Annotated in this window: 29 protein-coding genes; 17 read left to right on the plus strand and 12 right to left on the minus strand. The window is 53.2% G+C overall.

The window, feature by feature from the left end; all coding sequences use genetic code 11:
* Positions 1-222: 222 nt before the first annotated feature.
* A complete protein-coding gene (locus ACRCWW_RS13490) occupies positions 223-930 on the minus strand; it encodes a CTP synthase C-terminal region-related (seleno)protein (RefSeq protein WP_438682868.1) in 708 nt (235 codons plus the stop codon).
* Positions 931-1,090: 160 nt separating this feature from the next.
* On the opposite strand from ACRCWW_RS13490, the gene ACRCWW_RS13495 reads away from it, so the two are divergent.
* Positions 1,091-1,441 carry a DUF488 domain-containing protein gene (locus ACRCWW_RS13495; protein WP_438682869.1) on the plus strand — a complete coding sequence of 117 codons (351 nt, stop codon included), beginning with the start codon at positions 1,091-1,093 and terminating at the stop codon, positions 1,439-1,441.
* On the opposite strand, the gene ACRCWW_RS13500 is transcribed toward ACRCWW_RS13495, so the two are convergent.
* The gene (locus ACRCWW_RS13500; protein ID WP_438682870.1) at positions 1,431-1,736 is read right to left on the minus strand and encodes a hypothetical protein; all 306 of its coding nucleotides are present in this window, start codon (positions 1,734-1,736) and stop codon (positions 1,431-1,433) included. The two genes, ACRCWW_RS13495 and ACRCWW_RS13500, sit on opposite strands and share 11 nt — an antisense overlap.
* A gap of 69 nt (positions 1,737-1,805) precedes the next feature.
* On the minus strand, positions 1,806-2,030 hold the full coding sequence (locus tag ACRCWW_RS13505; RefSeq protein ID WP_438682915.1) for a putative hemolysin: 225 nt from the start codon (positions 2,028-2,030) through the stop codon (positions 1,806-1,808).
* Positions 2,031-2,343: 313 nt separating this feature from the next.
* Here ACRCWW_RS13505 and ACRCWW_RS13510 point away from each other — a divergent pair, with 313 nt between their 5' ends.
* On the plus strand, positions 2,344-3,351 hold the full coding sequence (locus tag ACRCWW_RS13510; protein ID WP_438682871.1) for a sensor domain-containing diguanylate cyclase: 1,008 nt from the start codon (positions 2,344-2,346) through the stop codon (positions 3,349-3,351).
* On the opposite strand, the gene ACRCWW_RS13515 is transcribed toward ACRCWW_RS13510, so the two are convergent.
* Positions 3,327-4,814: a GGDEF domain-containing protein gene (locus ACRCWW_RS13515; protein WP_438682872.1), complete on the minus strand. Its 1,488-nt coding sequence runs from the start codon at positions 4,812-4,814 to the stop codon at positions 3,327-3,329. The genes ACRCWW_RS13510 and ACRCWW_RS13515 overlap by 25 nt on opposite strands.
* Before the next feature lie 85 nt (positions 4,815-4,899).
* Positions 4,900-5,160, minus strand: coding sequence for a DUF2534 family protein (locus tag ACRCWW_RS13520; protein ID WP_438682873.1), 261 nt, complete (start codon positions 5,158-5,160; stop codon positions 4,900-4,902).
* Positions 5,161-5,401: 241 nt separating this feature from the next.
* On the opposite strand from ACRCWW_RS13520, the gene lysM reads away from it, so the two are divergent.
* On the plus strand, positions 5,402-5,854 hold the full coding sequence (gene lysM, locus ACRCWW_RS13525) for a peptidoglycan-binding protein LysM (protein ID WP_438682874.1): 453 nt from the start codon (positions 5,402-5,404) through the stop codon (positions 5,852-5,854).
* A gap of 10 nt (positions 5,855-5,864) precedes the next feature.
* Entirely contained in the window at positions 5,865-6,260 is a 396-nt protein-coding gene (locus tag ACRCWW_RS13530) for a YidB family protein (RefSeq protein WP_438682875.1), read from the plus strand.
* Positions 6,261-6,318: 58 nt separating this feature from the next.
* Here the strand turns inward: ACRCWW_RS13530 and ACRCWW_RS13535 are convergent, their stop codons facing one another.
* From ACRCWW_RS13535 to cspE, 3 genes are all read right to left on the minus strand, one after another.
* Entirely contained in the window at positions 6,319-6,546 is a 228-nt protein-coding gene (locus tag ACRCWW_RS13535; RefSeq protein WP_438682876.1) for a hypothetical protein, read from the minus strand.
* Positions 6,547-6,610: 64 nt separating this feature from the next.
* Positions 6,611-6,799: a cold shock small protein YmcF gene (gene ymcF, locus ACRCWW_RS13540; protein ID WP_438682916.1), complete on the minus strand. Its 189-nt coding sequence runs from the start codon at positions 6,797-6,799 to the stop codon at positions 6,611-6,613.
* Positions 6,800-6,809: 10 nt separating this feature from the next.
* Positions 6,810-7,022 carry a transcription antiterminator/RNA stability regulator CspE gene (gene cspE / locus ACRCWW_RS13545; protein ID WP_438682877.1) on the minus strand — a complete coding sequence of 71 codons (213 nt, stop codon included), beginning with the start codon at positions 7,020-7,022 and terminating at the stop codon, positions 6,810-6,812.
* Between the two features lie 316 nt (positions 7,023-7,338).
* Here cspE and ACRCWW_RS13550 point away from each other — a divergent pair, with 316 nt between their 5' ends.
* Entirely contained in the window at positions 7,339-7,509 is a 171-nt protein-coding gene (locus ACRCWW_RS13550; RefSeq protein ID WP_438682878.1) for a YnfU family zinc-binding protein, read from the plus strand.
* A 120-nt stretch (positions 7,510-7,629) separates the two neighbouring features.
* Here the strand turns inward: ACRCWW_RS13550 and icd are convergent, their stop codons facing one another.
* Entirely contained in the window at positions 7,630-8,880 is a 1,251-nt protein-coding gene (gene icd / locus ACRCWW_RS13555; RefSeq protein WP_330981994.1) for an NADP-dependent isocitrate dehydrogenase, read from the minus strand.
* A gap of 177 nt (positions 8,881-9,057) precedes the next feature.
* Here icd and rluE point away from each other — a divergent pair, with 177 nt between their 5' ends.
* The 8 genes from rluE to ACRCWW_RS13595 all read left to right on the plus strand — a co-directional run bounded on the left by rluE (position 9,058) and on the right by ACRCWW_RS13595 (position 16,859).
* The gene (gene rluE / locus ACRCWW_RS13560) at positions 9,058-9,705 is read left to right on the plus strand and encodes a 23S rRNA pseudouridine(2457) synthase RluE (protein ID WP_438682879.1); all 648 of its coding nucleotides are present in this window, start codon (positions 9,058-9,060) and stop codon (positions 9,703-9,705) included.
* A gap of 13 nt (positions 9,706-9,718) precedes the next feature.
* Positions 9,719-10,192 (plus strand): NUDIX hydrolase, encoded by a 474-nt coding sequence (locus ACRCWW_RS13565; RefSeq protein ID WP_438682880.1) that lies wholly within the window; start codon positions 9,719-9,721, stop codon positions 10,190-10,192.
* Positions 10,193-10,233: 41 nt separating this feature from the next.
* Complete coding sequence (mnmA, locus tag ACRCWW_RS13570; protein ID WP_438682881.1) at positions 10,234-11,340, plus strand: tRNA 2-thiouridine(34) synthase MnmA; 1,107 nt, start codon at positions 10,234-10,236, stop codon at positions 11,338-11,340.
* Positions 11,341-11,370: 30 nt separating this feature from the next.
* Positions 11,371-12,012 carry a high frequency lysogenization protein HflD gene (gene hflD, locus ACRCWW_RS13575; protein ID WP_330981999.1) on the plus strand — a complete coding sequence of 214 codons (642 nt, stop codon included), beginning with the start codon at positions 11,371-11,373 and terminating at the stop codon, positions 12,010-12,012.
* 3 nt (positions 12,013-12,015) lie between these two features.
* The gene (gene purB / locus ACRCWW_RS13580) at positions 12,016-13,386 is read left to right on the plus strand and encodes an adenylosuccinate lyase (protein ID WP_438682882.1); all 1,371 of its coding nucleotides are present in this window, start codon (positions 12,016-12,018) and stop codon (positions 13,384-13,386) included.
* Positions 13,387-13,517: 131 nt separating this feature from the next.
* A complete protein-coding gene (gene phoP, locus ACRCWW_RS13585) occupies positions 13,518-14,192 on the plus strand; it encodes a two-component system response regulator PhoP (RefSeq protein WP_438682883.1) in 675 nt (224 codons plus the stop codon).
* Positions 14,189-15,652, plus strand: a complete 1,464-nt coding sequence (phoQ, locus tag ACRCWW_RS13590) for a two-component system sensor histidine kinase PhoQ (RefSeq protein WP_438682884.1) — start codon at positions 14,189-14,191, stop codon at positions 15,650-15,652. The genes phoP and phoQ overlap by 4 nt, the downstream gene beginning before the upstream one ends.
* 85 nt (positions 15,653-15,737) lie before the next feature.
* Complete coding sequence (locus tag ACRCWW_RS13595; protein ID WP_438682885.1) at positions 15,738-16,859, plus strand: ribosomal protein uL16 3-hydroxylase; 1,122 nt, start codon at positions 15,738-15,740, stop codon at positions 16,857-16,859.
* 80 nt (positions 16,860-16,939) lie between these two features.
* On the opposite strand, the gene pepT is transcribed toward ACRCWW_RS13595, so the two are convergent.
* Complete coding sequence (gene pepT, locus ACRCWW_RS13600) at positions 16,940-18,166, minus strand: peptidase T (RefSeq protein WP_438682886.1); 1,227 nt, start codon at positions 18,164-18,166, stop codon at positions 16,940-16,942.
* A 254-nt stretch (positions 18,167-18,420) separates the two neighbouring features.
* Between pepT and potA the strand changes: the two genes are divergently transcribed.
* Genes potA through potD form a run of 4 tightly spaced genes read left to right on the plus strand, consistent with a single transcriptional unit; the run spans position 18,421 to position 22,217 of the window.
* The gene (gene potA / locus ACRCWW_RS13605; RefSeq protein WP_438682887.1) at positions 18,421-19,557 is read left to right on the plus strand and encodes a spermidine/putrescine ABC transporter ATP-binding protein PotA; all 1,137 of its coding nucleotides are present in this window, start codon (positions 18,421-18,423) and stop codon (positions 19,555-19,557) included.
* Entirely contained in the window at positions 19,541-20,398 is an 858-nt protein-coding gene (potB, locus tag ACRCWW_RS13610) for a spermidine/putrescine ABC transporter permease PotB (RefSeq protein WP_438682888.1), read from the plus strand. The genes potA and potB overlap by 17 nt, the downstream gene beginning before the upstream one ends.
* The gene (gene potC / locus ACRCWW_RS13615) at positions 20,395-21,186 is read left to right on the plus strand and encodes a spermidine/putrescine ABC transporter permease PotC (protein ID WP_438682889.1); all 792 of its coding nucleotides are present in this window, start codon (positions 20,395-20,397) and stop codon (positions 21,184-21,186) included. The genes potB and potC overlap by 4 nt, the downstream gene beginning before the upstream one ends.
* Positions 21,183-22,217, plus strand: a complete 1,035-nt coding sequence (gene potD, locus ACRCWW_RS13620) for a spermidine/putrescine ABC transporter substrate-binding protein PotD (RefSeq protein WP_438682890.1) — start codon at positions 21,183-21,185, stop codon at positions 22,215-22,217. The genes potC and potD overlap by 4 nt, the downstream gene beginning before the upstream one ends.
* Before the next feature lie 49 nt (positions 22,218-22,266).
* Here potD and cobB read toward each other — a convergent pair whose 3' ends face one another.
* Entirely contained in the window at positions 22,267-23,088 is an 822-nt protein-coding gene (cobB, locus tag ACRCWW_RS13625; RefSeq protein ID WP_438682891.1) for a Sir2 family NAD+-dependent deacetylase, read from the minus strand.
* A gap of 14 nt (positions 23,089-23,102) precedes the next feature.
* On the minus strand, positions 23,103-24,014 hold the full coding sequence (gene nagK, locus ACRCWW_RS13630; protein ID WP_438682892.1) for an N-acetylglucosamine kinase: 912 nt from the start codon (positions 24,012-24,014) through the stop codon (positions 23,103-23,105).
* Between the last annotated feature and the right edge of the window lie 54 nt (positions 24,015-24,068).

The raw sequence follows: 24,068 nt of genomic DNA on the forward strand, positions 1-24,068 counted from the left end.
ATGGCCTGGAGGCCATCATCTTTAATGGAATAACACTTGCGTACTACGACCGCAAAACCCAGAGTGTGGTCCGGATAGACTAAAAAGTGTTACCTATGTTCCCGGTCTGATCTGTCACCTATGTATCCGGTCATACACAGCGCCGCCGGGCATTTCACCTCAGCGAAGGTGGCTATTTTGCCGGGTGGCGGCTAACGCCTGACCCGGCCTGCGATCTCGGGATCAGTTAGCCGCAGCACGTAAAAACGCATGAACCAGCGGAGCAGGACGCCCGGCCAGCGCGTTACGCTCATGCTGGAACAGCGTCCCGACAAAGAACGGATGGGTGATGAGCTCGACTGCGCGAATCTCCCCTTCTTCATCCCAGCCCGTCACTCGCAGCGCGCCTTCTTCCAGTTCTGAAGCAAAGTCCTGGGATATACCGTAGTTGCAGTGATAGCCCTCTTCGATGCTCAGACGACCGTACGCTTTAGCAATCAGGGTATTCGCCCGCAGCTCAATCACATCTGACTTTTCCACCAGCGAACAGCTTAGCGGGGCGATAACCATGCGCCCTTCGCTGTCGGTTTCGGCGTGCGCCGCGTCACGCCAGCCCAGCACATTACGGGCATATTCGATGATCGCGTGCTGAAAACCGCCACAGGTGCCAAGGAAAGGGATACTATTTTCACGCGCGTAGCGAATAGCGGTAAACGCACCTTCTGCATTCTTATAAGGGCTTGCCGGAACAACCCAGATTGCGTCATAGCCAACAAGATCTTCTGCACTGCCTACCTCAGTGGTGGCAATCCAGTCGTAATCAGCCGTCAGTTCCTGTACGGCGGCAGCATCATCGATGGCCAGCGGGATCGCCTGATGGGCAATCACATCCGGATTGAAGTCGCCCACAAGGGCAATACGCAACGTTTTTTTAGCGGGAGTGTGTTCCATGAGGGGTTCCTTATGAGCAGCAGTTTTTGGACTTCATAAGGAACCTCAGATTACCGGGATTTTCCTCAGGCCACAATCCCCTTAAATGGCAGGTGGCGAGAGTTTCTTCTTCCCACGCAACGTATTACCCTTGGGTAAAGCAGCAACAGGAGGAAAAGGAATGATCCAGTGTAAGCGTGTCTATGACCCTGTTTCGGCGGATGACGGCTATCGGGTTCTGGTTGATCGACTTTGGCCTCGCGGCATCAGGAAAGAGGCGTTGACTCACGACGAGTGGTGTAAAACGCTGACGCCCTCAAATGAGCTTCGCAAAGCCTTTCACAGCGAGGTGATTGACTTCCCGACCTTCTGTCAGCACTACCGGGCGGAACTTGAAAACAACCTGGAGGATGGCAAAAGACTTGCAGCCCTTGGGCTGCAGCAAACGGTAACGTTGCTGTATGCCGCCACCAACACCCAGCGTAACCATGCGCGAGTGCTGGCAGAGTGGCTATCCAGCCTTACTCCATGATTTTTGCGAGTTCGTCCGCAGGCAGTGCGTCCGGGGTTAACGGCATCAAATGCTCCGGGCGCACAAACGCAAAACCGGCCTGACCGTCAACAGATTGAATATCGCCCGTCACCAGCCATAACGCCCGCAGCGCCTCTCCTGGCAGTTCGGTCACGACCCCGTTGATGGGATTAAGCAGACGCTCGCCAGGCTGGCACAGGGCGAACAAAGAAACGGATTTGCCGATGTTGACTCGGCCAGCGGAAGTACGAGCCCCGATAATCATTGCCACGGTGCCCGGTTTAAGCTGAATCATGGTGCTCTCGTCAGGATTGATATTAGGAAAAATCTTAATAAACATTCTACCCTGGAGAGCAACGCAATGTCACGACTGCGGATGATCTCGGCGGTAAAGCGTCCATTCATCGATCACTTCGCCATTCGGCAGTTTACAGTCGCTTCGAACACCTTGCGGGGTTTCTACTGGCACGCTTGTTCCGCCTTTCTGTTGGCAATAAACGGCAGCAGGATTTGCCATACCAATGGCTGGCGGTGGCGGCGCATCGTTGTGCTGGCTGGCACATCCCGCCATCAGCAGGGGCAACATCATTCCGGCATATTTCTTCACGGTAACGTCCTTACAATGGGTTGATTTCGCTTTAATCTTCACTATTTCTTCATTTTAACTGCACTTTTGCAAATTAAATTAGGACTGTTCTCGCACTGACCAGAGAACAGATCATTCCATAATCAATGAGTTTTCCCCGCCGCCCCCGGCGGGGCTTTTTAAGGGGAAATTCGTCCCATTCTCCTGCTTTCGATGTATAAAATTTGATGTATTCATGGTTTACTATGATGGATAGTCGATTTATTCAGCATAGCGTGCCGTCTTCGCTGTTGAAGTGCACGGGAGTTTCCAGAAAATGTCAGATATTATTCTCGCCCGCGTTTCACAAACCCTTGCAACGGAACAATCCCTTGAGAGCCTCGTCCGGCAACTGCTGGAGATGCTTGAGATGGTGACGCATATGGAATCGACCTATCTGACACGTGTCGACAACAGCACTCGCTTGCAGCACGTGGTTTATGCCCGTAACACCAGCGATATGCAGATCCCCGAAGGCCACTCCCTGCCCTGGGATGAGTCTCTGTGCAAACGCGCAGTGGATGAAGAGTGCTATTTCAGTAACGATGTTCGCCATCGTTGGGGAGACTGCGAAGCCGCCCAGGCGCTCGGCATCAACACCTTTTTCACCACCCCGGTTCATCTTGCCGACGGCTCCCTGTACGGGACACTGTGCGCCTCCAGCCGCGACCAACATAACTTCAGCATCAACAGCGAGCACGTGCTGCACCTGTTTGCGAGCCTGATTGCCCGTTATATCGAAAAAGAGTCCCTTGTCGCGCAGCTGCGTGAAGCGAACGCCGCATTAATTGCCCACTCTTATACGGATGCGCTGACAGGCCTTTCTAACCGCCGTGCGGTGTACGAGCAACTTGACGCTCTGTTTACCCACGCGCGTAACAATGGCTCACGCGTGCTGGTCGCCTTTATCGATTTGGATGATTTCAAAGAGATTAATGATATTCACGGCCATCAGGCTGGCGATGAGTTCCTGATCCAGGTCGGACAGCGCCTGACTTCGGTGATGAGCCACGAAGATATTGTCGGACGTATCGGGGGCGATGAGTTCCTGGTGGCCTGTGAAATCACGACCAATATCAAAAAAACGGCCTTTGTCGAATTACTACGTCGACAAATTCAGGGCGTTTATCAGTTGGGCGATCACGGGATCCACTATCCCGGCGCGAGCATTGGCACCATTGATGTCTGCCCGCAGGAAATGGACGCAGAAAGCGCGATTCAGGCCGCAGACGCAGCGATGTATCTCGACAAAAAAGCCCGTCAGCAGGTCAGGGTCGCATCCTGACGCGCCTGTTTCATTCGGTACATATCGGCGTCCGCCTGCTGGATGGTGACGTCCAGATCGTCATGAAACTCCGCCAGGCCCCATGAAACCGACAAATGGATGACTTCACCGCTGGCAATAAAATCATGCGCCGAGATTTCTCTGGCTACTCGCTGCGCCACATTTTGTGCAGCCTCAAGTGAGGCGTGCTCAAGCAGGATCACAAACTCATCCCCGCCGGTTCGAATCACCACATCTTTTTCTTCCCGCACGCTGGACATCATTCGCTGGGCAATCACCTGAAGCGCCCTGTCGCCGGTGTTATGCCCCCAGGTATCGTTGATGGTTTTAAACTTGTTGCAATCCATCAGCACCACGACCGAGTAGTCCTCCGCCCGCTCCCGCACGAACTCGAGAATTTTACGCGTAAAGCAGCCGGTCAGCGGGTCGGTGTAAACTTTGACATCACTGAGATTTAACCGACGACGCACAATCCAGGCCAGCAGCAAGAAGATGACAGGCGCCAGCAAAATCGCTGACCACGCTGAAGCATCATTGAGTACGAACAGGTAGACCGGGAGCTCATAGCGGAACTGGTATTTAGCAGACACCTCGCGAGTTTCAGTGTCCCCCATCCAGTAGCAGACCTCCGTCAGACACAGGGATTTTCGGGTCGGCGTATTCACTAAATCCACCATTAACGCCGGAGGAACAGTGCCACCAAAAGCAGCCGCTAAAGACTCGCGCAATTCGGAGAGTGAATGATCGTAAAGCAGATAGCCGACAATCTGATCGCTGACTTCGGCCCCGGACAAATCATAGATATAGCTGACGACGCTATAGGCCGTTTCGCCCGTTATCTTGTCAGTGTAAAAGTTGGTTGCGCTGCTCGCTTTCTCGCGGACGTCTTTGAGCAGCAGGCGGTTGTAGAAGGAATCTGGCGCTTTAAAAAACTCACTGGGCTCGTCTGCCATTTTCGAGTCAGAGAAGTGGAACGGAACAGAGTCGTGGGGCATAAACCAGTAAAACCAGCTGGCATCGCGGGAAATAATATAGCGATGCGCATCAAAGCGGCCAGGGTTAAGGGCATTGATTCGGGAACGAATAAATTCCGCGGCGCTAAACATGCAGCTGGCATCTAAATTCTGAGTGCGGGAAACCAGCGTGCCGATGCGAGGATTGAGATGACCGCTGTCGCCATTAATGGCCCAGGCATGGCCATCCCGAGGACGAAAACCTGATAAACCGCCGCATTCGCTGGTGCCACGAATTTGTTGAAAACGCACGCCTGTTGCATCGGCTATCAGTTCATTGTCATTAAAGACCGTGGTCATTTGCGTGACCATGGCGTTCATGCCTTCATTCACGCCGGTCAGACGCTTTTGATGGATGAAAATCACGTAAACGGTCACACACAGCAACGTCACGACCGCTGATATCAGCAGTGCCTGTCGTTTTCTCAGCGCATCCTGAACATTCTTCACCACAACACCACTAACTAAAAATTGCTTTATTATTCAGAGACAATTTAGCGGAAGCTGCCGTTTTCTGCCATCTGAGAGCCCGAAATCACTTTTGCGAGCTGGGATCTGCTTCCAGAAGAACAAAACCCAGTGGAATGGCGCAGAGCAAAGTAAAGACTGTGCTGTAAACGAACACTATCGCACTCTGCATGAAGAACAGAGAGTCATCGCTGTATTGAAAATCGGAGTCCTGAACTGCCCCGCCGAAGGTTGCTCGCCCGACAATGACCAGCGCGATAACAAAAATAAACCCCACGGCAAGCACAAAGCGTATTCCCTTTTTGGTCTTATATTTTCCTGCCGACATGACAGCGGTCCTTCAATGGCTATGCTGAGCGCATTTTTAACATCAAAGCCTGTAAACACCTATCTCTTTGTGTCCCTTAGATGTTGGGTGTTGATTTTTCATTCATCAGTCTTCGCAATGGGCTTTGCCGCCCTCTTCGCTGTTCAAAAAACAACCTCACCTGCGGTCTGTCGCATATAATTAACCACGGTGAAGCGCTCTTGACTCACAAGAGCCGCCCTCTCTCAATGAGGAGAACCCGATGGGATTATTTAGCTTTGTTAAAGAGGCAGGTGAAAAACTCTGGGATGCCGTCACCAGTCATGACGGCGATGCGCAGAGTAAAAAGCTGGAGTCACACATTACTGAACTGGGCATTCCTGGTGCGGAAAATGTAAAAGTTGACGTCGCCAGCGATGGCACCGCCACGGTGACAGGAGATGGACTCACTCAGGAAGCGAAAGAGAAAATCCTGGTGGCCGTAGGAAATGTTGCCGGAATATCGCAGGTCAATGACAGCTTAACCGCAGCACAACCCGGCGCTGAAAGCCGCTACTACACGGTGAAATCCGGCGATACACTCAGCGCGATTTCAAAAGCTGAGTACGGAACCCCGAATGAATACCCACGTATTTTTGAAGCCAACAAGCCGATGCTTAAGCATCCGGATAAAATCTATCCGGGCCAGGTATTGATCATTCCTAACAAACCCTGAGGAATCGCTGATGAGTCTCTTCGATCAAGTTGCCGGTATGTTCGGTGGGCAAGAAGGCCAGGCCGGAACCTATCAGGCCATTTTGTCCTGGATTAATGAACAAGGCGGCATTGCTGCCTTAGTGGAGAAATTCCAGCAGGGTGGGCTGGGCGGAATCGTTGAATCATGGATAAGCAGTGGAGCCAACCACCCCGTATCGCCGGACCAGGTGACCTCTGCGCTCGGCTCCCCTGCTGTCGCTTCGCTGGCTGAAAAGTTGGGTATCGATCCGCAAACAGCTTCTAACCTGATTGCCGAACATCTGCCGAAAGTTGTCGATACGCTTTCGCCGGAAGGCAAGGTCAACAGTCAGCAGGATTTACTGTCAGAAGGTCTTACTCTGCTGAAAGGCAAATTATTTAGCTGATATTTATTTCAGGCATAAAAAAACCGCCCGGGTGGGCGGTTAAAAAGACAATCAAACATTAGAGATATTTTTCAGCGGCTTTAAGAATGTCTTCTGCGGCTAATTCTCTGTCTGTGGCGACATGTACCACGTGATGATCACCCGTCAATGAGGCAAAACTGGCAGACATTATTTTTAAATTTGCCGTTTCGCCATTCGGATATTCACGTGATATTGATGTTTCATCCGGTTTTACCGAGACAACAACGAGCGGTTCTGCGTTAAAAAACACGAGGACTTTTTTCATTTGTGCTCCGGTACGGGATAAATGTCGGTCACCGTCCTGAAATATTTATCTGACGAGTCGGACTCTATTTTCTGTATTCGACAGAAGCAGAAACTGGTCGATGCCAGGTATAAATATTATCGAAGGTCACCATTGCTGATTTGCAAAATATACATTTTGCACCATGCGGATTTTTTTCCGACACATCAAACGATGAGGTACGGTATTGCAATCCGTGGCAGCAAGGACAGCGAAAGTGGATTGAATCAGTAATCTTCAGGCCCTCAACGCGGGACCACGTTGACAGCGGATGGACCTTTAGGACCTGCTTCAACGGAGAATTCAACTTCCTGATTTTCGTAAAGAGTACGGAAATCATTGCTCTGGATAGCGGAGAAGTGCACAAACACGTCTTTGCTACCGTCTTTTGGGGTAATAAAACCGAAACCTTTCTCGGCATTAAACCATTTAACTAAACCAGTCATTTTAGTAGACATATATTTTTACCTTTAATTATATTTCGCCCGCAGGCAGTGCTGGTCTGAAGAAACTATCGGGTACTGAGAAAACTGAAGAAGAGACATCAAAGGAAGAGAAGATGATGAGAACGACTTAAGAAAACTGTTTCAGATAACGTTTTTGTTCAAACCGATGAGCCATTAACGCATGATTAACTTTTCTACGCAAGGTATATCTCAGAAAGATTTGTCAGTGCGGTTCGGTTTCCTCTTAATCTGCGTATTTCTGAAATGAGTTAGCGCTTTTTGTTTTTGCTTAAGGTATTGTTTCGCGCCAACCAAAAAAGGAAACCACATGGCTGAACGTAAAAATCGTCAACTTCGCCCTTCCCAGCCTGCCGGATGTACCTGTCCGAAATGCGAAAAACAATCGATGCACAGTCCATCCCGAATCAAAAAAAACAGCCCCCTCCTGTGCCCTTACTGCGGAACGTTATTTTCTGCATCTGAATTAACCACCAGATAACCGACATCGCTATGTTTCTGTCTGCTGCACCTGCTTTATTGTTCAGGCAAATAAGAAAATATGTGACAAAAAAACGGGAACCTTTCGGCTCCCATTTTTCATTGCAATCCAGCAAACAGATTACATGTTCGCGATGATCGCGTCACCAAACTCTGAACATTTCAGCAGCTTAGCGCCTTCCATCAGACGTTCGAAGTCATAGGTCACGGTTTTGGCAGCAATTGCGCCTTCCATGCCTTTAACAATCAGGTCTGCGGCTTCGAACCATTCCATATGACGCAGCATCATTTCTGCGGACAGGATCACGGAACCTGGGTTCACTTTATCCTGACCAGCATACTTAGGCGCGGTGCCGTGGGTAGCTTCGAACAGTGCGCACTCGTCACCGATGTTCGCGCCTGGCGCGATACCGATACCACCGACCTGTGCTGCCAGGGCGTCAGAAATGTAGTCGCCGTTCAGGTTCATACAGGCGATAACGTCGTACTCAGCCGGACGCAGCAGGATCTGCTGCAGGAACGCATCGGCGATAACGTCTTTGATGATGATTTCTTTGCCGGTTTTCGGGTTTTTGATCTTCTGCCACGGGCCGCCATCGATCAGCTCACCGCCGAATTCTTCTTTCGCCAGCTGGTAACCCCAGTCTTTGAAAGCGCCTTCGGTGAACTTCATGATGTTGCCTTTGTGAACCAGAGTCACAGAGTCGCGATCGTTGGTGATAGCGTAGTCAATCGCTGCACGCACCAGACGTTTGGTGCCTTCTTCTGAACATGGTTTGATGCCGATACCGCAGTGTTCAGGGAAGCGAATTTTCTTCACGCCCATCTCTTCACGCAGGAACTTGATCACTTTTTCTGCATCAGCAGAGTCCGCTTTCCATTCGATGCCCGCATAGATGTCTTCGGAGTTTTCACGGAAGATAACCATGTCGGTCAGTTCCGGGTGTTTCACCGGGCTTGGCGTACCCTGGTAGTAACGTACCGGGCGCAGGCAAACGTAAAGATCCAGCTCCTGGCGCAGAGCAACGTTCAGAGAACGAATACCGCCACCGACTGGGGTGGTCAGTGGGCCTTTGATGGCAACGCGATATTCACGAATTAGATCCAGCGTTTCGGCTGGCAGCCAGACATCCTGACCATAGACATGAGTAGATTTTTCGCCGGTGTAAATTTCCATCCAGGAAATTTTACGCTCGCCTTTGTAGGCTTTCTCTACGGCAGCATTCACTACTTTAATCATCGGCGGAGTGACGTCAACGCCGATACCATCACCTTCAATGAAAGGGATGATAGGGTTGTGAGGAACGTTGAGTTTGCCGTTTTGCAGGGTGATTTTTTGGCCTTCCGCCGGAACAACTACTTTGCTTTCCATCAACTTCTCCTTCGAGCGCTTCTGGTGATTGCCCGTTCTCTTCGCGTCCTGGGTGCGAAGCTTTATTACCGCAACGCGAACAAGTGTGAGCAATATTTTTTGTTAATGATTTGTAATGAGCTGGTTGATACTACCTGATTGTTGGGTTCCATGAAAGGTCTTCGTTATTAGGCTATAATGCGGCAATTGACCCAGCCTGAAAATACCATGACTAAAACTTCTTTTAGAAATCACCGGGTTGAGCGATTCAGCTCACGCCTTGACACCAGACAACGCAAAGAAAGCCACCCAAAAAGGGTGATTCTGTTCAATAAACCCTACGATGTTTTGCCCCAGTTTACCGACGAGGCCGGGCGCAGCACGCTGAAGGACTATATCAACGTTCAGGGTGTGTATGCGGCAGGTCGACTGGATCGCGACAGCGAAGGGTTACTGGTGCTGACCAACGATGGCGCGTTACAAGCAAGACTGACTCAGCCGGGCAAGCGTACAGGGAAAATCTATTTCGTCCAGGTGGAAGGTGCGCCGGATGAATCCGCACTGAATGCTTTGCGTACGGGCGTGACCCTCAACGACGGCCCGACACTGCCTGCGGGCATTGAACTGGTTGATGAACCTGAGTGGCTTTGGCCGCGCAACCCGCCTATTCGCGAGCGTAAAGCTATCCCGACCAGTTGGTTGAAAGTGACGCTATATGAAGGACGGAACCGTCAGGTTCGTCGTATGACGGCGCATGTCGGCTACCCCACTCTGCGCCTGATTCGCTACGCGATGGGCGACTACACCCTGGATAATCTCGCTAACGGTGAATGGCGGGATGCCTGATAAGGAATTAACCATGTTTAAACCGCACGTTACCGTCGCTTGCGTTGTTCACGCCAAAGGTAAGTTCCTGATCGTTGAAGAAACCGTCAACGGCAAAGCCACCTGGAATCAGCCTGCCGGGCATCTCGAAGCCGACGAAACGCTGGTGCAGGCCGCGGAACGCGAGCTGTGGGAAGAAACCGGCATTCGCGCGACACCCCAGAGTCTGGTTCGCATGCATCAATGGATCGCCCCCGATAAAACGCCCTTCCTGCGTTTTTTATTCTCGATAGAACTTAACGATACGTGCGCTACTGAACCCCACGACGACGACATCGATCGGTGTTTGTGGCTCAGTGCGGAAGAAATACTTACCGCCTCTCACCTGCGTTCTCCGTTAGTGGCTGAAAGTATCCGCTGCTGGCAAAGCGGACAACGTCTGCCGCTGGAGAGTATCGGCGAATTTAACTGGCCTTTCACAAAGGGTGATCACACCGGGGCTGCGTGATAGAATACGCCGCCTTGAAGTTCAATGTCGTGAGTATTCCAATGTCAGAAAGCCCAAAAAAAGTGATCGTCGGGATGTCCGGCGGTGTCGATTCCTCCGTTTCTGCTTACCTGCTGCAACAGCAGGGCTATAAAGTAGAAGGCCTGTTCATGAAGAACTGGGAAGAGGACGACGGCGAGGAATATTGTACTGCTGCCGCGGATCTGGCAGATGCCCAGGCCGTGTGCGATAAGCTCGGCATTGAGCTGCACACCGTTAACTTTGCCGCAGAGTACTGGGATAACGTCTTCGAGCACTTCCTCGAAGAATACAAAGCAGGTCGTACGCCAAACCCGGATATTCTGTGCAACAAAGAGATCAAATTTAAAGCCTTCCTCGAATTTGCTGCCGAAGATTTAGGTGCCGATTACATCGCCACCGGCCACTATGTGCGCCGTGCTGACGTCAACGGCAAAAGCCAGCTTCTGCGCGGTCTGGACGGCAACAAAGACCAGAGCTATTTCCTCTATACGCTGGGTCATGAGCAAATCGCTCAAAGCCTGTTCCCTGTGGGCGAACTGGAAAAGCCTGAAGTACGCCGCATTGCCGAAGAGCTCGATCTCATCACCGCGAAGAAAAAAGATTCCACCGGTATCTGCTTTATCGGCGAGCGCAAATTCCGCGAGTTCCTCGGTCGCTACCTGCCAGCCCAACCGGGCAAAATCGTTACCGTCGACGGCGACGTGATTGGTGAGCATCAGGGTCTGATGTACCACACTCTCGGCCAGCGTAAAGGCCTGGGAATTGGCGGCACCAAAGACGGCAGCGAAGAGCCGTGGTACACCGTTGATAAAGACGTCGAGAACAATATTCTGGTGGTTGCACAGGGTCACGATCATCCTCGCCTGATGTCTGTGGGGCTGATTGCCCAGCAGTTGCACTGGGTCGATCGCCAACCGCTGGCAGGCACCGTGCGCTGCACCGTGAAAACCCGCTACCGTCAGACAGACATTCCGTGCACCATTACCGCACTGGATGAAGACAGAATTGAGGTTCGCTTTGACGAGCCCGTTTCCGCCGTAACGCCAGGCCAGTCTGCTGTGTTCTACAGCGGTGAAGTGTGCCTCGGTGGCGGCATTATTGAGCAGCGCCTGCCGCTGCCAGTTTAAGACTTACACGGCACACCGAAAGGAGTTTTAGTGGCGAAGAACTATTATGACATCACGCTGGCGCTGGCCGGGATTTGCCAGTCAGCTCGTCTGGTTCAGCAGCTGGCGCATCAGGGGCACTGCGATAGCGATGCCCTGCACGTCTCGCTGAACAGCGTTATCGATCTCAACCCGGATTCCACGCTGGGTGTTTTCGGTGGCAGTGAAGCCAATCTTCGCCTCGGTCTGGAAACCCTGCTCGGGGTGCTCAACGCCAGCAGTCGCCAGGGTCTGAACGCTGAACTGACGCGTTATACCTTAAGCCTGATGGTGCTGGAGCGTAAACTGGCTGCCGCCAAGGGCGCGATGGATACGCTCGGCGATCGCATCAATGGCCTGCAGCGCCAGCTGGATCATTTTGATTTGCAGTCTGAAACGCTGCTGAGCGCCATGGCAGCCATTTATGTTGATGTGGTTAGCCCACTAGGCCCACGTATTCAGGTCACTGGCTCCCCTGCCGTGCTGCAAAGCCCGCAGGTTCAGGCCAAAGTTCGTGCCAGCCTGCTCGCCGGGATCCGCGCCGCAGTGCTGTGGCACCAGGTCGGCGGTGGCCGTCTGCAACTGATGTTTTCTCGTCATCGCCTGACCACTCAGGCCAAACAAATTCTTGCTCATTTAACTCCGGAGTTATGATCTATGGAATTATCCTCACTGACCGCCGTTTCCCCTGTCGATGGACGCTACGGGGATAAAGTCAGCGCGCTGCGCGGTATTTTCAGCGAATACGGTTTGCTGAAATTCCGTGTACAGGTTGAAGTACGCTGGCTGCAAAAATTAGCCGCGCACGCAGCGATCAAGGAAGTTCCTGCTTTTGCTGCCGACGCAAACGGTTTCCTCGATAAAATCGTCGCTGGCTTTAACGAAGAAGACGCTGCGCGTATTAAAACCATCGAGCGCACCACCAACCACGACGTCAAAGCGGTTGAGTACTTCCTGAAAGAGAAAGTGGCGGAAGTCCCTGCCCTGCATGCCGTGTCTGAATTTATTCACTTCGCCTGTACCTCTGAAGACATCAACAACCTTTCCCACGCACTGATGCTGAAAACCGCGCGTGATGAAGTGGTGCTGCCTTACTGGCGCAAACTGATTGATGCGGTAAAAGATCTCGCCGTGCAGTATCGCGATATCCCTCTGCTTTCCCGTACTCACGGTCAGCCCGCCACGCCGTCCACCATGGGCAAAGAAATGGCTAACGTGGCGTACCGTCTGGAACGTCAGTATCGCCAGCTGAACCAGGTGGAAATCCTCGGCAAAATCAACGGCGCGGTGGGCAACTATAACGCCCACATCGCCGCGTACCCGGAAGTGGACTGGCACCAGTTCAGCGAAGAGTTTGTCACTTCACTGGGCATTCAGTGGAACCCGTACACCACCCAGATTGAACCGCACGACTACATCGCCGAGCTGTTCGACTGCATGGCGCGCTTTAACACCATCATTATCGATTTCGACCGTGATGTGTGGGGCTACATCGCCCTGAACCACTTCAAACAAAAAACCATTGCCGGTGAAATTGGCTCGTCCACCATGCCGCACAAAGTTAACCCGATTGACTTCGAAAACTCTGAAGGCAACCTGGGTCTCTCTAACGCCGTGCTGCAACACCTGGCGAGCAAACTGCCGGTTTCCCGCTGGCAGCGCGATCTGACCGATTCCACCGTGCTGCGTAACCTCGGCGTGGGTATGGGCTACGCACTGATTGCTTATCAGTCCACCCTGAAGGGCGTGAGCAAACTGGAAGTGAACCGCGATCGTCTGCTCGCTGAACTGGACAGCAACTGGGAAGTGCTGGCTGAGCCCATTCAGACCGTGATGCGCCGCTACGGCATCGAAAAGCCGTACGAGAAGCTGAAAGAGCTGACCCGCGGTAAACGTGTCGATGCCGAAGGCATGAAGCAGTTTATCGACAGCCTGGCCGTGCCAGAGCACGAAAAAACTCGCCTGAAAGAAATGACCCCAGCCAACTACATCGGCCGCGCGATCGCCATGGTCGACGAACTGAAGTAAGTTGTCTCGCCTCTCTTTCCTGCTCAGCCAGGAAAGAGAGGCCCTTCCTCCCCTGTTTATCTGATGTTTATCCCCGCCCCCACATAATCGCGTTAAACTATTCAAATCGAAAATGAAAAGGGAGCCCCCCTATGCGCGTACTCGTTGTGGAAGACAATGCACTTTTGCGTCACCACTTAAAGGTTCAGCTTCAGGAACTCGGCCACCAGGTTGATGCGGCGGAAGATGCGAAGGAAGCGGATTACTATCTGGGTGAACATGTGCCGGACATCGCGATTGTCGATCTCGGTTTGCCGGACGAAGACGGCCTGACCATGATTCGCCGCTGGCGCAGTAACGAAATTTCAGTGCCCGTGCTGGTGCTGACGGCTCGAGAAGGCTGGCAGGATAAAGTCGAAGTCCTGAGCGCGGGCGCCGATGATTACGTCACCAAACCCTTCCATATTGAAGAAGTGGCGGCTCGTATGCAGGCTTTATTGCGCCGGAACAGCGGCCTGGCCTCTCAGGTGATTACGCTGCCACCGTTTCAGGTTGATCTCTCTCGCCGCGAGCTGTCGGTGAACAACGAAGTGATTAAGCTGACCGCGTTTGAATACACCATCATGGAAACGCTGATCCGCAACAACGGCAAAGTCGTCAGCAAAGACTCCCTGATGCTGCAACTCTATCCGGATGCTGAACTGCGCGAGAGCCACACCATCGACGTCCTGATGGGGCGCTTACGTAAGAAAATCCAGGCGCAGTATCCTCATGATGTGATCACCACCGTGCGAGGCCAGGGCTACCTGTTCGAACTTCGCGGATGAAAAAAATGCTCAGGCACGTGTTACCGCTCTCTCTGCGCGTCCGCTTTTTGCTGGCGACAGCCGCCGTTGTACTGGTGCTTTCGCTGGCCTATGGCATGGTCGCGCTGGTGGGGTACAGCGTCAGCTTTGATAAAACCACCTTTCGCTTACTGCGTGGCGAGAGCAACCTTTTCTACACCCTCGCCCGCTGGGAAGATAACAAGCTCAGCGTAAAAATTCCGGATAACCTGAATCTGCAAAGCCCGACGATGGCGTTGATTTACGACAAAGAGGGGCATTTGATGTGGGCGCAGCGCGATCTGCCCTGGCTGCAAAAACGCATCCATCCCGACTGGCTTAAAAACAACGGGTTCCATGAAATCGAGGCCGATGTGGGATCGTCCAGCATGCTTTTGCGTAACGACCACGAAGTTATGCGCCAGCTGGATGAGCTTCGCCAGCAGGACGACAGTTCAGAGATGACGCACTCTGTGGCGGTCAATATCTATCCGGCGACCGGACGCATGCCGCAACTGACGATTGTCGTAGTGGACACCATTCCTATCGAACTTAAACGTTCGTATATGGTGTGGAGCTGGTTTATCTACGTGCTGGCTGCCAACCTGCTGCTGGTCATTCCTTTGCTTTGGGTGGCGGCCTGGTGGAGTTTGCGCCCTATCGAGTCACTGGTGAAAGAAGTGCGTGAGCTGGAAGAACATAACCGCGAAACGCTGAACCCGGAAACCACACGCGAACTGACCCATCTGGTGATGAACCTTAATCGCCTGCTTAAAAGCGAGCGTGAGCGCTACGACAAATACCGCACCACGCTCACCGACCTGACTCACAGCCTGAAAACCCCGCTCGCCGTGCTGCAAAGCACCTTGCGTTCTCTTCGCGGCAATAAGCTGAGCGTCGATGATGCCGAGCCGGTGATGCTGGAGCAAATTAGTCGCATTTCCCAGCAGATTGGCTATTACCTGCATCGCGCCAGCATGCGCAGCGGCAATATGCTGTTGAGCCGTGAGCTGCATCCGGTCGCACCTTTGCTTGATAACCTGACGTCTGCTTTGAACAAGGTTTACCAACGCAAAGGGGTCAATATCACGCTGGATATCTCGCCGGAGATTAGCTTCGTTGGCGAGCGTAATGACTTTATGGAAGTACTGGGCAATGTGCTCGATAACGCCTGCAAATATTGCCTGGAGTTCGTTGAAGTCTCGGCCCGCCAGACCGATGAACATCTGCACATTATTGTGGAAGACGACGGCCCGGGCATTCCCAACAGCAAGCGTGATATGGTGTTTGACCGCGGGCAAAGGGCTGACACGCTGCGCCCCGGCCAGGGCGTTGGGCTTTCTGTCGCAAGGGAAATTGTCGAACAGTACGACGGCAAAATTTTGCCAGGAGACAGCCCTCTCGGCGGGGCGAAAATGGAAGTCATATTCGGTCGCCAGCATCCGGAAACGAAAGAGCCCTGAGTCACTTATTTTACCGTCGCCTGCATCGCCGGGCGGCGCTATCCGTTATAATCCCAACAGAAACCTGCCTGTGGAATAAAACATCATGGATTATCACTTATCGCTTAACTGGCCTGACTTCATCGAACGCTACTGGCAAAAACGCCCGGTGGTGCTGAAGCGCGGCTTCACTAACTTCGTAGATCCGATCTCCCCGGATGAGCTGGCAGGCCTTGCCATGGAAGACGAAGTGGACAGCCGCCTTGTCAGCCATCACGAAGGCAAATGGCAGGTCAGCCACGGTCCGTTCCAGAGCTACGATCACCTCAGCGAGAATAACTGGTCGCTGCTGGTGCAGGCCGTTAACCACTGGCACGAGCCCACCGCCGCGCTGATGCGCCCTTTCCGCGCCCTGCCGGACTGGCGAATTGACGATCTGATGATCTCCTTCTCCGTGCCCGGCGGCGGCGTGGGTCCGCATCTCGATCAGTACGACGTGTTTATCATCCAGGGTACCGGACGCCGTCGCTGGCGCGTGGGCGACAAAGTGCCGATGAAACAGCACTGCCCACACCCGGATTTGCTGCAGGTCGATCCGTTCGATGCCATCATCGATGAAGAGATGGAGCCGGGCGATATCCTCTATATTCCACCAGGCTTCCCGCACGAAGGCTACTCGCTGGAAAACTCGCTGAACTACTCCGTCGGCTTCCGCGCGCCAAGCGGCAAAGAGCTTATCAGCGGCTTCGCCGATTACGTTCTGCAGCGCGAGCTGGGCACCTATCGTTATACCGACCCTGATGTCGCCCCACGCGCCCATCCGGCCGATATTCTGCCGCAGGAGCTGGATAAACTGCGTGAGATGATGCTTGGCCTTATCAACCAGCCAGAGCACTTCAAGCAGTGGTTTGGTGAGTTTGTCAGCCAGTCTCGCCATGAGCTGGATGTCTCCCCGCCGGAGCCGCCTTATCAGGCTGATGAGATTTATGACGCGCTGCAACAAGGTGACAAACTGGTGCGCCTCGGCGGCCTGCGCGTACTGCGCATTGACGGCGAAGTGTTCGTCAATGGCGAGAAAATTGACTCTCCGCACCGCCCGGCCCTGGATGCGCTGGCAAGCCACATAGTGCTGACAGCAGAACAGTTCGGTGATGCGCTGGAAGATCCTTCCTTCCTGGCGATGTTAGCCGCGCTGGTCAACAGCGGGTACTGGTTCTTTGAGGATTAATTGAAGAAATGCCCGGTGGCGCTGCCGCTTACCGGGCCTACGAACCAGATGTGAAAACGCCCGACGTCCCGGGCGTTTTTTTATTTCGCTTTCGCGGTCAGTTCCGCAATTCGCACGATCACCTGAACCGCTTTTTCCATTCCTTCCAGCGTCACAAACTCATGTTTGCCGTGGTAGTTATACCCGCCGGTAAAGATGTTCGGGCACGGTAATCCCATGAAGGACAGCTGGGAACCGTCGGTGCCGCCGCGAATCGGCTTCATGTCCGGTTCGATATCACAATCACGCATCGCCTGTTGGGCAATCTCGATGATATGCGGATGCTCCATCACCTTCTCATGCATGTTGTAGTAGCTGTCTTCAATGATGAGTTCGATATAGCAGTCCGGGTGTAACCCCTTGCCGACCTTTTTGGCAATTTCCATCATCTTACGCTTGCGGGCTTCGAACTGCTTGCGGTCGAAGTCACGGATGATGTAGTGCATCTGCGCGGTATCGACAGTGCCTTTGATACTGGTGAGATGGAAAAAGCCTTCGTAGCCATCTGTCTGTTCAGCGCTCTCTTCAGCAGGGACTTCCGCATGAATACGGGTAGCCAGCGACAGCGCATTCACCATCACGCCTTTTGCGGTACCAGGATGCACATTGTTGCCCACGATTTTGATGGTCACCGACGCAGCATTGAAGTTTTCATACTCCAGTTCACCCACGCCACCGCCATCAACGGTATAAGCCCATTGAGCATCAAAAGCTGGCACATCAAAATGCTTCGCACCTTTGCCCACTTCTTCATCCGGCGTAAATGCGACACGGATATCACCGTGCGGAATGTTTTTCGATTTCAGCACGGCGAGCGCCGTCATAATTTCAGCGACACCGGCCTTGTCGTCTGCGCCGAGCAGCGTTTTGCCATCGGTGGTGATAAGCGTCTGCCCAAGCAGTTGATGCAACACCGGGAACATCACCGGAGAAAGCACTTCATCGCCAATCCCAAGGGCGATATCACCCCCACGGTAGTTTTCAACAATCTGTGGGTTCACATTTTTACCGCTGAAATCCGGGGAGGTGTCCACGTGCGAGATAAAGCCAATGGCCGGAATGTCGCCTTGCACGTTTGCCGGCAGAGTGGCCATTACGGTGCCCTTCTCACTCAGGGTGACGTTAACCAGCCCCATCTCTTCGAGCTGATCTTTGAGCAATCGCAGCAGCTTCCATTGCCCTTCAGTGCTCGGCACCTGACGCACGCCAGGCTTCGACTGTGTGTCCAGAGATACGTACTGCAAAAACCGCTCAAGTAATTTATCCATGTCGTCGCCCTCGTTTTTTGTGACAACATTATCAGTAAGCCCCGATCGACAACTCTTGCGTCAGATCACTTTTGTCCCGGCAAATGCGTTTTTTTTGCCGCTCAGTGTGCGAATGGTTTAAAGGTAGCCCACAAGGGCGCAGAAAGATTGGCGATTTCAGGGGATTGCCGTAGAATGCCAGCCCTTAATTATGTGTCAGACCTCTAAGGTGGTTAACCACAAACCCCGTAACGACAGCCTTTCGTTACGCCTGCATGGGACAGAGTAAAAAATTGAATACACAATCGCGTTCGCTTTCACCGCTGGTGCAGTTAGCGGGGATTCGCAAAGGCTTTGAAGGTAAAACAGTCATTTCAGATCTCAACCTCACCATCAATAACGGTGAATTCCTTACGCTGCTTGGCCCCTCTGGCTGCGGTAAAACAACCGTATTGCGTCTTATCGCCGGGCTTGAGAACGTCGATACAGGCCGCATTCATCTTGAAGGCCAGGATATCACCGATGTCCCCGCCGAAAACCGTCACGTCAATACCGTTTTCCAGAGCTATGCCCTGTTTCCACACATGAGCGTGTTCGAAAACGTCGCCTTTGGCCTACGGATGCAAAAAGCGCCCGCCGATCAGATCACGCCGCGCGTGACAGAAGCCCTACGAATGGTACAGCTGGAAGAGTTCGCCCAACGTAAACCGCATCAGCTCTCTGGCGGTCAGCAGCAGCGAGTCGCCATTGCGCGCGCGGTGGTGAACAAACCCCGCTTGCTCCTGCTGGACGAATCCCTTTCCGCGCTGGACTACAAACTGCGTAAGCAGATGCAAAACGAGCTGAAAGCACTGCAACGTAAGCTCGGTATCACCTTCGTTTTTGTGACCCACGACCAGGAAGAAGCACTGACGATGTCAGACCGCATCGTGGTCATGCGCGACGGAAAAATTGAGCAAGATGGCACCCCTCGCGAAATTTACGAAGAGCCTGAAAATTTGTTCGTCGCCAGCTTCATCGGTGAAATCAACCAGTTCACCGCCACGGTAATTGAACGACTGGATGAACAGCGAGTTCGCGCCGATGTGGAAGGCCGCGAGTGCAACATCTACGTCAACTTTGCCGTCGAGCCAGGCCAGAAATTGAACGTGCTGCTGCGCCCGGAAGATTTACGTGTCGATGAAATCAATGACGATAACCACATCGAAGGCCTGATTGGCTACGTGCGCGAGCGTAACTACAAAGGCATGACCCTGGAGTCGGTGGTTGAGCTGGAAAACGGCAAAATGGTGCTGGTCAACGAATTCTTCAACGAAGACGATCCGGATTTTGACCATTCGCTGGATCAAAAAATGGCCATCAATTGGGTTGAAAGCTGGGAAGTGGTGCTGGCTGATGAAGAACACAAGTAAATTCCAGAAAGGGGTGATCGCCACCATCGTCGGCTGGCTTGTGGTGTTTGTGTTCCTGCCCAACCTGATGATTATCGGGACCAGCTTCCTGACCCGCGATGACGCAAGCTTCGTCAGGCTGGTCTTTACGCTGGACAACTACACTCGCCTGCTTGACCCCCTCTATTTCGATGTCCTGCTGCATTCGCTGAATATGGCCTTTCTGGCGACACTGGCCAGCCTGATCCTCGGTTATCCCTTCGCCTGGTTCCTGGCGAGACTGCCGCAAAAAGTGCGTCCACTGCTGCTGTTCCTGCTGATTGTGCCGTTCTGGACTAACTCGCTGATCCGTATTTACGGGCTGAAAATATTCCTCAGCACCAAAGGCTATCTCAACGAGTTCCTGCTGTGGCTCGGGGTTATCGACACGCCGATTCGCATCATGTACACGCCAGGTGCGGTCATCATCGGGCTGGTCTATATTCTGTTGCCGTTTATGGTCATGCCACTTTATTCCAGTATTGAAAAGCTGGATAAACCGCTGCTGGAAGCGGCGAAAGATTTAGGCGCTGGCAAGCTGCAGACCTTCATCCGCATCATTTTTCCGCTGACGATGCCGGGTATTATCGCCGGCTGCCTGCTGGTGATGCTGCCTGCGATGGGCTTGTTCTACGTGTCAGATCTGATGGGCGGCGCGAAAAACCTGCTGATCGGTAACGTCATCAAGAGTCAGTTCCTCAATATTCGCGACTGGCCGTTTGGCGCAGCCACCAGCATCACCCTGACGGTGGTGATGGGCCTGATGCTGCTGGTTTACTGGCGTGCTTCTCGCCTGCTGAACAAGAAGGTGGAACTCGAATGATCGGCCGACTGCTTCGCGGCGGTTTTATGACCGCCATTTATGCTTACCTTTACATCCCGATCATTATTTTGATCGTCAATTCGTTCAACAGCTCGCGCTTTGGCATTAACTGGCAAGGCTTTACCACCAAATGGTACGGGCTGCTGATGAACAACGACAGCCTGCTTCAGGCCGCGCAGCACTCGCTGACGATGGCGGTGCTGTCAGCCACCTTCGCCACGCTGATTGGCTCGCTGACGGCTGTCGCACTTTACCGCTACCGTTTTCGCGGCAAACCTTTCGTCAGCGGCATGCTGTTTGTGGTGATGATGTCACCGGATATCGTGATGGCGATTTCCCTGCTGGTGCTGTTTATGCTGATTGGCATTCAGCTCGGCTTCTGGTCACTGCTGTTTTCCCACATCACCTTCTGCCTGCCTTTTGTGGTGGTCACCGTCTATTCCCGCCTGAAAGGCTTTGATGTGCGAATGCTGGAAGCAGCGAAGGATTTAGGCGCCAGTGAAATGACGATTTTGCGCAAAATCATTTTGCCGCTGGCGATGCCTGCCGTCGCTGCGGGCTGGTTGCTAAGCTTTACGTTATCGATGGATGATGTGGTGGTGTCCTCCTTCGTCACCGGGCCGGGCTACGAAATTTTACCGCTTAAGATTTACTCTATGGTTAAAGTCGGCGTGTCACCGGAAGTCAACGCGCTGGCCACCATTCTGTTAGTGCTTTCTCTGGTCATGGTCATTGCCAGCCAGATTGTTGCTCGTGATAAAACGAAATCTCAGGGGACCCCGAAATGAAAAAAATGCTTGCCGCCGCAGCGCTGGTGCTCGGTATGGGCGCCGCGCATGCCGATGACAGCAAAACGCTTTATTTCTACAACTGGACTGAATACGTACCGCCAGGCCTGCTGGAACAGTTCACCAAAGAGACCGGGATCAAGGTGATTTATTCGACCTACGAGTCGAATGAAACCATGTACGCCAAGCTGAAAACCTACAAGCAAGGCGCATACGACCTGGTGGTGCCATCGACTTACTTTGTCGACAAGATGCGCAAAGAAGGCATGATCCAGAAGATTGATAAGAGCAAACTGACTAACTTCAGCAACCTCGACCCGGAGATGCTGAACAAGCCGTTTGACCCGAATAACGACTACTCTATTCCGTACATCTGGGGCGCCACTGCGATTGGCGTCAACAGCGACGCCATCGACCCCAAAACGGTCACCAGTTGGGCAGACCTGTGGAAGCCTGAGTACAAAGGCAGCCTGTTGCTGACCGACGACGCGCGTGAAGTGTTCCAGGTCGCGCTGCGCAAACTGGGCCTTTCAGGAAACACCACCGACCCGAAAGAAATTGAAGCGGCGTATAAAGAGCTGCAAAAGCTGATACCAAACGTGGCGGCATTCAACTCCGACAACCCGGCAAACCCGTATATGGAAGGCGAAGTGAATCTGGGGATGGTCTGGAATGGGTCAGCATGGGTAGCCCGTCAGGCCGGTACACCGCTTGAAGTTGTCTGGCCTAAAGAAGGCGGCATCTTCTGGATGGATAGCCTCGCTATTCCGTCTAATGCAAAAAACGTCGACGGTGCGTTGAAGCTGATTAACTTCCTGCTGCGCCCGGATGTGGCAAAACAGGTCGCAGAAACCATCGGTTATCCCACGCCTAATCTTGCCGCACGTAAGCTTTTGGATCCGAAAGTCGCCAATGACAAAACGCTCTACCCGGATGCGGATACCATCAAAAAGGGTGAATGGCAGAACGACGTCGGCGATGCCAGCCGGATTTACGAAGATTATTACCAGAAGTTAAAAGCGGGACGGTAATGCCTTCAATGCCGGATGGCGCTAACGCTTATCCGGCATAAGATTTGATTTACAAACCCTTCAACAGCCGCTCGATAAACTCCGGCACAACAGCGCTGGCAAGACCGTAGTGCTTTTCTTCAAACTCACTGCCGACCTGGCTTGGTTCGAGGTTGAGCTCTACGGTATGTGCGCCTTGCAGTTTGGCTTCATGAACAAACCCGGCCGCAGGATAAACGTGGCCTGATGTCCCGATGGCAATAAAGACGTCTGCCGTCGCAAGCGCTTCGTAGATTTCGTCCATTCCCAGTGGCATTTCGCCAAACCACACCACGTGTGGGCGCAGAGGCTGTGGGAACTGACAGCAGTGGCATTTGTCGTTAACGGTTACATCGCCGGTCCATTCCAGCACCTGCCCGCTCCACGCACAGCGCACTTTGAGCAGTTCGCCGTGCATATGGACGACACGCTGGCTTCCTGCCCTTTCATGCAGGTTATCGATGTTCTGCGTCACCAGCAGGAAACGATCGCCCAGCGCTTCTTCCAGCTTCGCTAACGCCAGATGCGCCGCATTGGGCTGGATTTCAGGTTGCTGCAATTGCAGACGACGAGCGTTGTAAAAAGCCTGCACCAGTGCCGGGTCGCGAGCGAAACCTTCCGGCGTCGCCACGTCTTCTACCCGATGTTCTTCCCATAAACCGTCCGCTGCACGAAATGTGCGGATCCCGGACTCAGCCGAGATCCCCGCGCCGGTCAATACCACGACTCTCGGCTTGCCCATCTCTTCAGGCGCAATACGGTCTCTGAAGAACACCCGCTGGCGCAGACGATCGTGCAACCGGCGTTTGGTAAGGCGAAAACGACTGAGTCGATGAAAGCGACGCGACTGCATAGAAGCCCCTGTAATTAGTCTTTGAGATGCAGGAATGCGGCACCGCGCATTCCTCCGGCATCACCATGGCGAGCACGCTCGATACGAGGAACGCGTGCCACAGGTAACAGATGACGCGGCAAACGAGCTGCCAGGCCTTCTGTTATCGCAGTAAAGTTAGACAATCCACCGCCAATCACCACTAAATTTGGGTCGACAATGGTCAGAATATTGCCCAGACAGACGGCAAGCAAGTCGAGATAACGCTCAACATGCTCGCGGGCGGCAGTGTCACCCTGTTCCCACAGTGCCACGATTTCAGGGGAAGAGAGCGACTGCTGATTGAAATGGTTATACAGCCACGCAAAACCTCGGCCGGACAGGTAGTTTTCGATACAGCCTAACTGACCGCAGCCACAGCGCGTTAACGGGAAATCACGCCCGACGACCTCAAGTGCATCAACCGGCAGACGGATATGCCCAAATTCACCGGTGATGTAGCTATGACCGGTTATCGATTTACCGTTCAACACCAGTCCGCCGCCAACGCCAGTGCCGAGGATCAGCCCCATCACCAGCGGATATTGGGTGAATTCATCGTCCCAGGCTTCAGAGAGGGCAAAACAATTGGCGTCGTTATCGAGGCGGACATCGCGGTCAAGAAGGGAGGAAAGGTCGCGGCGCAGCGGTTTGCCGCTGGCGGCTGGGACGTTGGCGGCATAGAGCGTGCCGTCTTCGGTTTCCGGCATCCCCGGGATACCAATCCCGACGCTGCCTTTTACGCCAAAGCGCTCGTCGGCTTCTGCAACCAGCCCACAAACAGCCTGAAGGAAGGCGTCATAACTCTCTCGCGGCGTGGCGATGCGCTTTTCCCACTGCAGGCACCGCTGACCGTCGAAGACGCCAAGGGCAATTTTGCTGCCGCCAATGTCAAATCCGTAGTACATAGTAATTCCTCTTTAACTGACCCAAAAGATCAGGACATAAAGAGTGGCGTGCCC

It is taken from the genome of Scandinavium sp. (assembly GCF_051650185.1).
Lineage (GTDB): Bacteria > Pseudomonadota > Gammaproteobacteria > Enterobacterales > Enterobacteriaceae > Scandinavium.

Excerpts from the sequence above, each read along its gene's own strand:
- ACRCWW_RS13490 (WP_438682868.1), bottom strand. The coding sequence starts at position 930 with ATGGAACACACTCCCGCTAAAAAAACGTTGCGTATTGCCCTTGTGGGC.
- ACRCWW_RS13495 (WP_438682869.1), top strand. The coding sequence starts at position 1,091 with ATGATCCAGTGTAAGCGTGTCTATGACCCTGTTTCGGCGGATGACGGC.
- ACRCWW_RS13500 (WP_438682870.1), bottom strand. The coding sequence starts at position 1,736 with ATGATTCAGCTTAAACCGGGCACCGTGGCAATGATTATCGGGGCTCGT.
- ACRCWW_RS13505 (WP_438682915.1), bottom strand. The coding sequence starts at position 2,030 with ATGATGTTGCCCCTGCTGATGGCGGGATGTGCCAGCCAGCACAACGAT.
- ACRCWW_RS13510 (WP_438682871.1), top strand. The coding sequence starts at position 2,344 with ATGTCAGATATTATTCTCGCCCGCGTTTCACAAACCCTTGCAACGGAA.
- ACRCWW_RS13520 (WP_438682873.1), bottom strand. The coding sequence starts at position 5,160 with ATGTCGGCAGGAAAATATAAGACCAAAAAGGGAATACGCTTTGTGCTT.
- lysM (WP_438682874.1), top strand. The coding sequence starts at position 5,402 with ATGGGATTATTTAGCTTTGTTAAAGAGGCAGGTGAAAAACTCTGGGAT.
- ACRCWW_RS13530 (WP_438682875.1), top strand. The coding sequence starts at position 5,865 with ATGAGTCTCTTCGATCAAGTTGCCGGTATGTTCGGTGGGCAAGAAGGC.
- ACRCWW_RS13535 (WP_438682876.1), bottom strand. The coding sequence starts at position 6,546 with ATGAAAAAAGTCCTCGTGTTTTTTAACGCAGAACCGCTCGTTGTTGTC.
- cspE (WP_438682877.1), bottom strand. The coding sequence starts at position 7,022 with ATGTCTACTAAAATGACTGGTTTAGTTAAATGGTTTAATGCCGAGAAA.
- ACRCWW_RS13550 (WP_438682878.1), top strand. The coding sequence starts at position 7,339 with ATGGCTGAACGTAAAAATCGTCAACTTCGCCCTTCCCAGCCTGCCGGA.
- icd (WP_330981994.1), bottom strand. The coding sequence starts at position 8,880 with ATGGAAAGCAAAGTAGTTGTTCCGGCGGAAGGCCAAAAAATCACCCTG.
- rluE (WP_438682879.1), top strand. The coding sequence starts at position 9,058 with ATGCGGCAATTGACCCAGCCTGAAAATACCATGACTAAAACTTCTTTT.
- ACRCWW_RS13565 (WP_438682880.1), top strand. The coding sequence starts at position 9,719 with ATGTTTAAACCGCACGTTACCGTCGCTTGCGTTGTTCACGCCAAAGGT.
- mnmA (WP_438682881.1), top strand. The coding sequence starts at position 10,234 with ATGTCAGAAAGCCCAAAAAAAGTGATCGTCGGGATGTCCGGCGGTGTC.
- purB (WP_438682882.1), top strand. The coding sequence starts at position 12,016 with ATGGAATTATCCTCACTGACCGCCGTTTCCCCTGTCGATGGACGCTAC.
- phoP (WP_438682883.1), top strand. The coding sequence starts at position 13,518 with ATGCGCGTACTCGTTGTGGAAGACAATGCACTTTTGCGTCACCACTTA.
- phoQ (WP_438682884.1), top strand. The coding sequence starts at position 14,189 with ATGAAAAAAATGCTCAGGCACGTGTTACCGCTCTCTCTGCGCGTCCGC.
- ACRCWW_RS13595 (WP_438682885.1), top strand. The coding sequence starts at position 15,738 with ATGGATTATCACTTATCGCTTAACTGGCCTGACTTCATCGAACGCTAC.
- pepT (WP_438682886.1), bottom strand. The coding sequence starts at position 18,166 with ATGGATAAATTACTTGAGCGGTTTTTGCAGTACGTATCTCTGGACACA.
- potA (WP_438682887.1), top strand. The coding sequence starts at position 18,421 with ATGGGACAGAGTAAAAAATTGAATACACAATCGCGTTCGCTTTCACCG.
- potB (WP_438682888.1), top strand. The coding sequence starts at position 19,541 with ATGAAGAACACAAGTAAATTCCAGAAAGGGGTGATCGCCACCATCGTC.
- potC (WP_438682889.1), top strand. The coding sequence starts at position 20,395 with ATGATCGGCCGACTGCTTCGCGGCGGTTTTATGACCGCCATTTATGCT.
- potD (WP_438682890.1), top strand. The coding sequence starts at position 21,183 with ATGAAAAAAATGCTTGCCGCCGCAGCGCTGGTGCTCGGTATGGGCGCC.
- cobB (WP_438682891.1), bottom strand. The coding sequence starts at position 23,088 with ATGCAGTCGCGTCGCTTTCATCGACTCAGTCGTTTTCGCCTTACCAAA.
- nagK (WP_438682892.1), bottom strand. The coding sequence starts at position 24,014 with ATGTACTACGGATTTGACATTGGCGGCAGCAAAATTGCCCTTGGCGTC.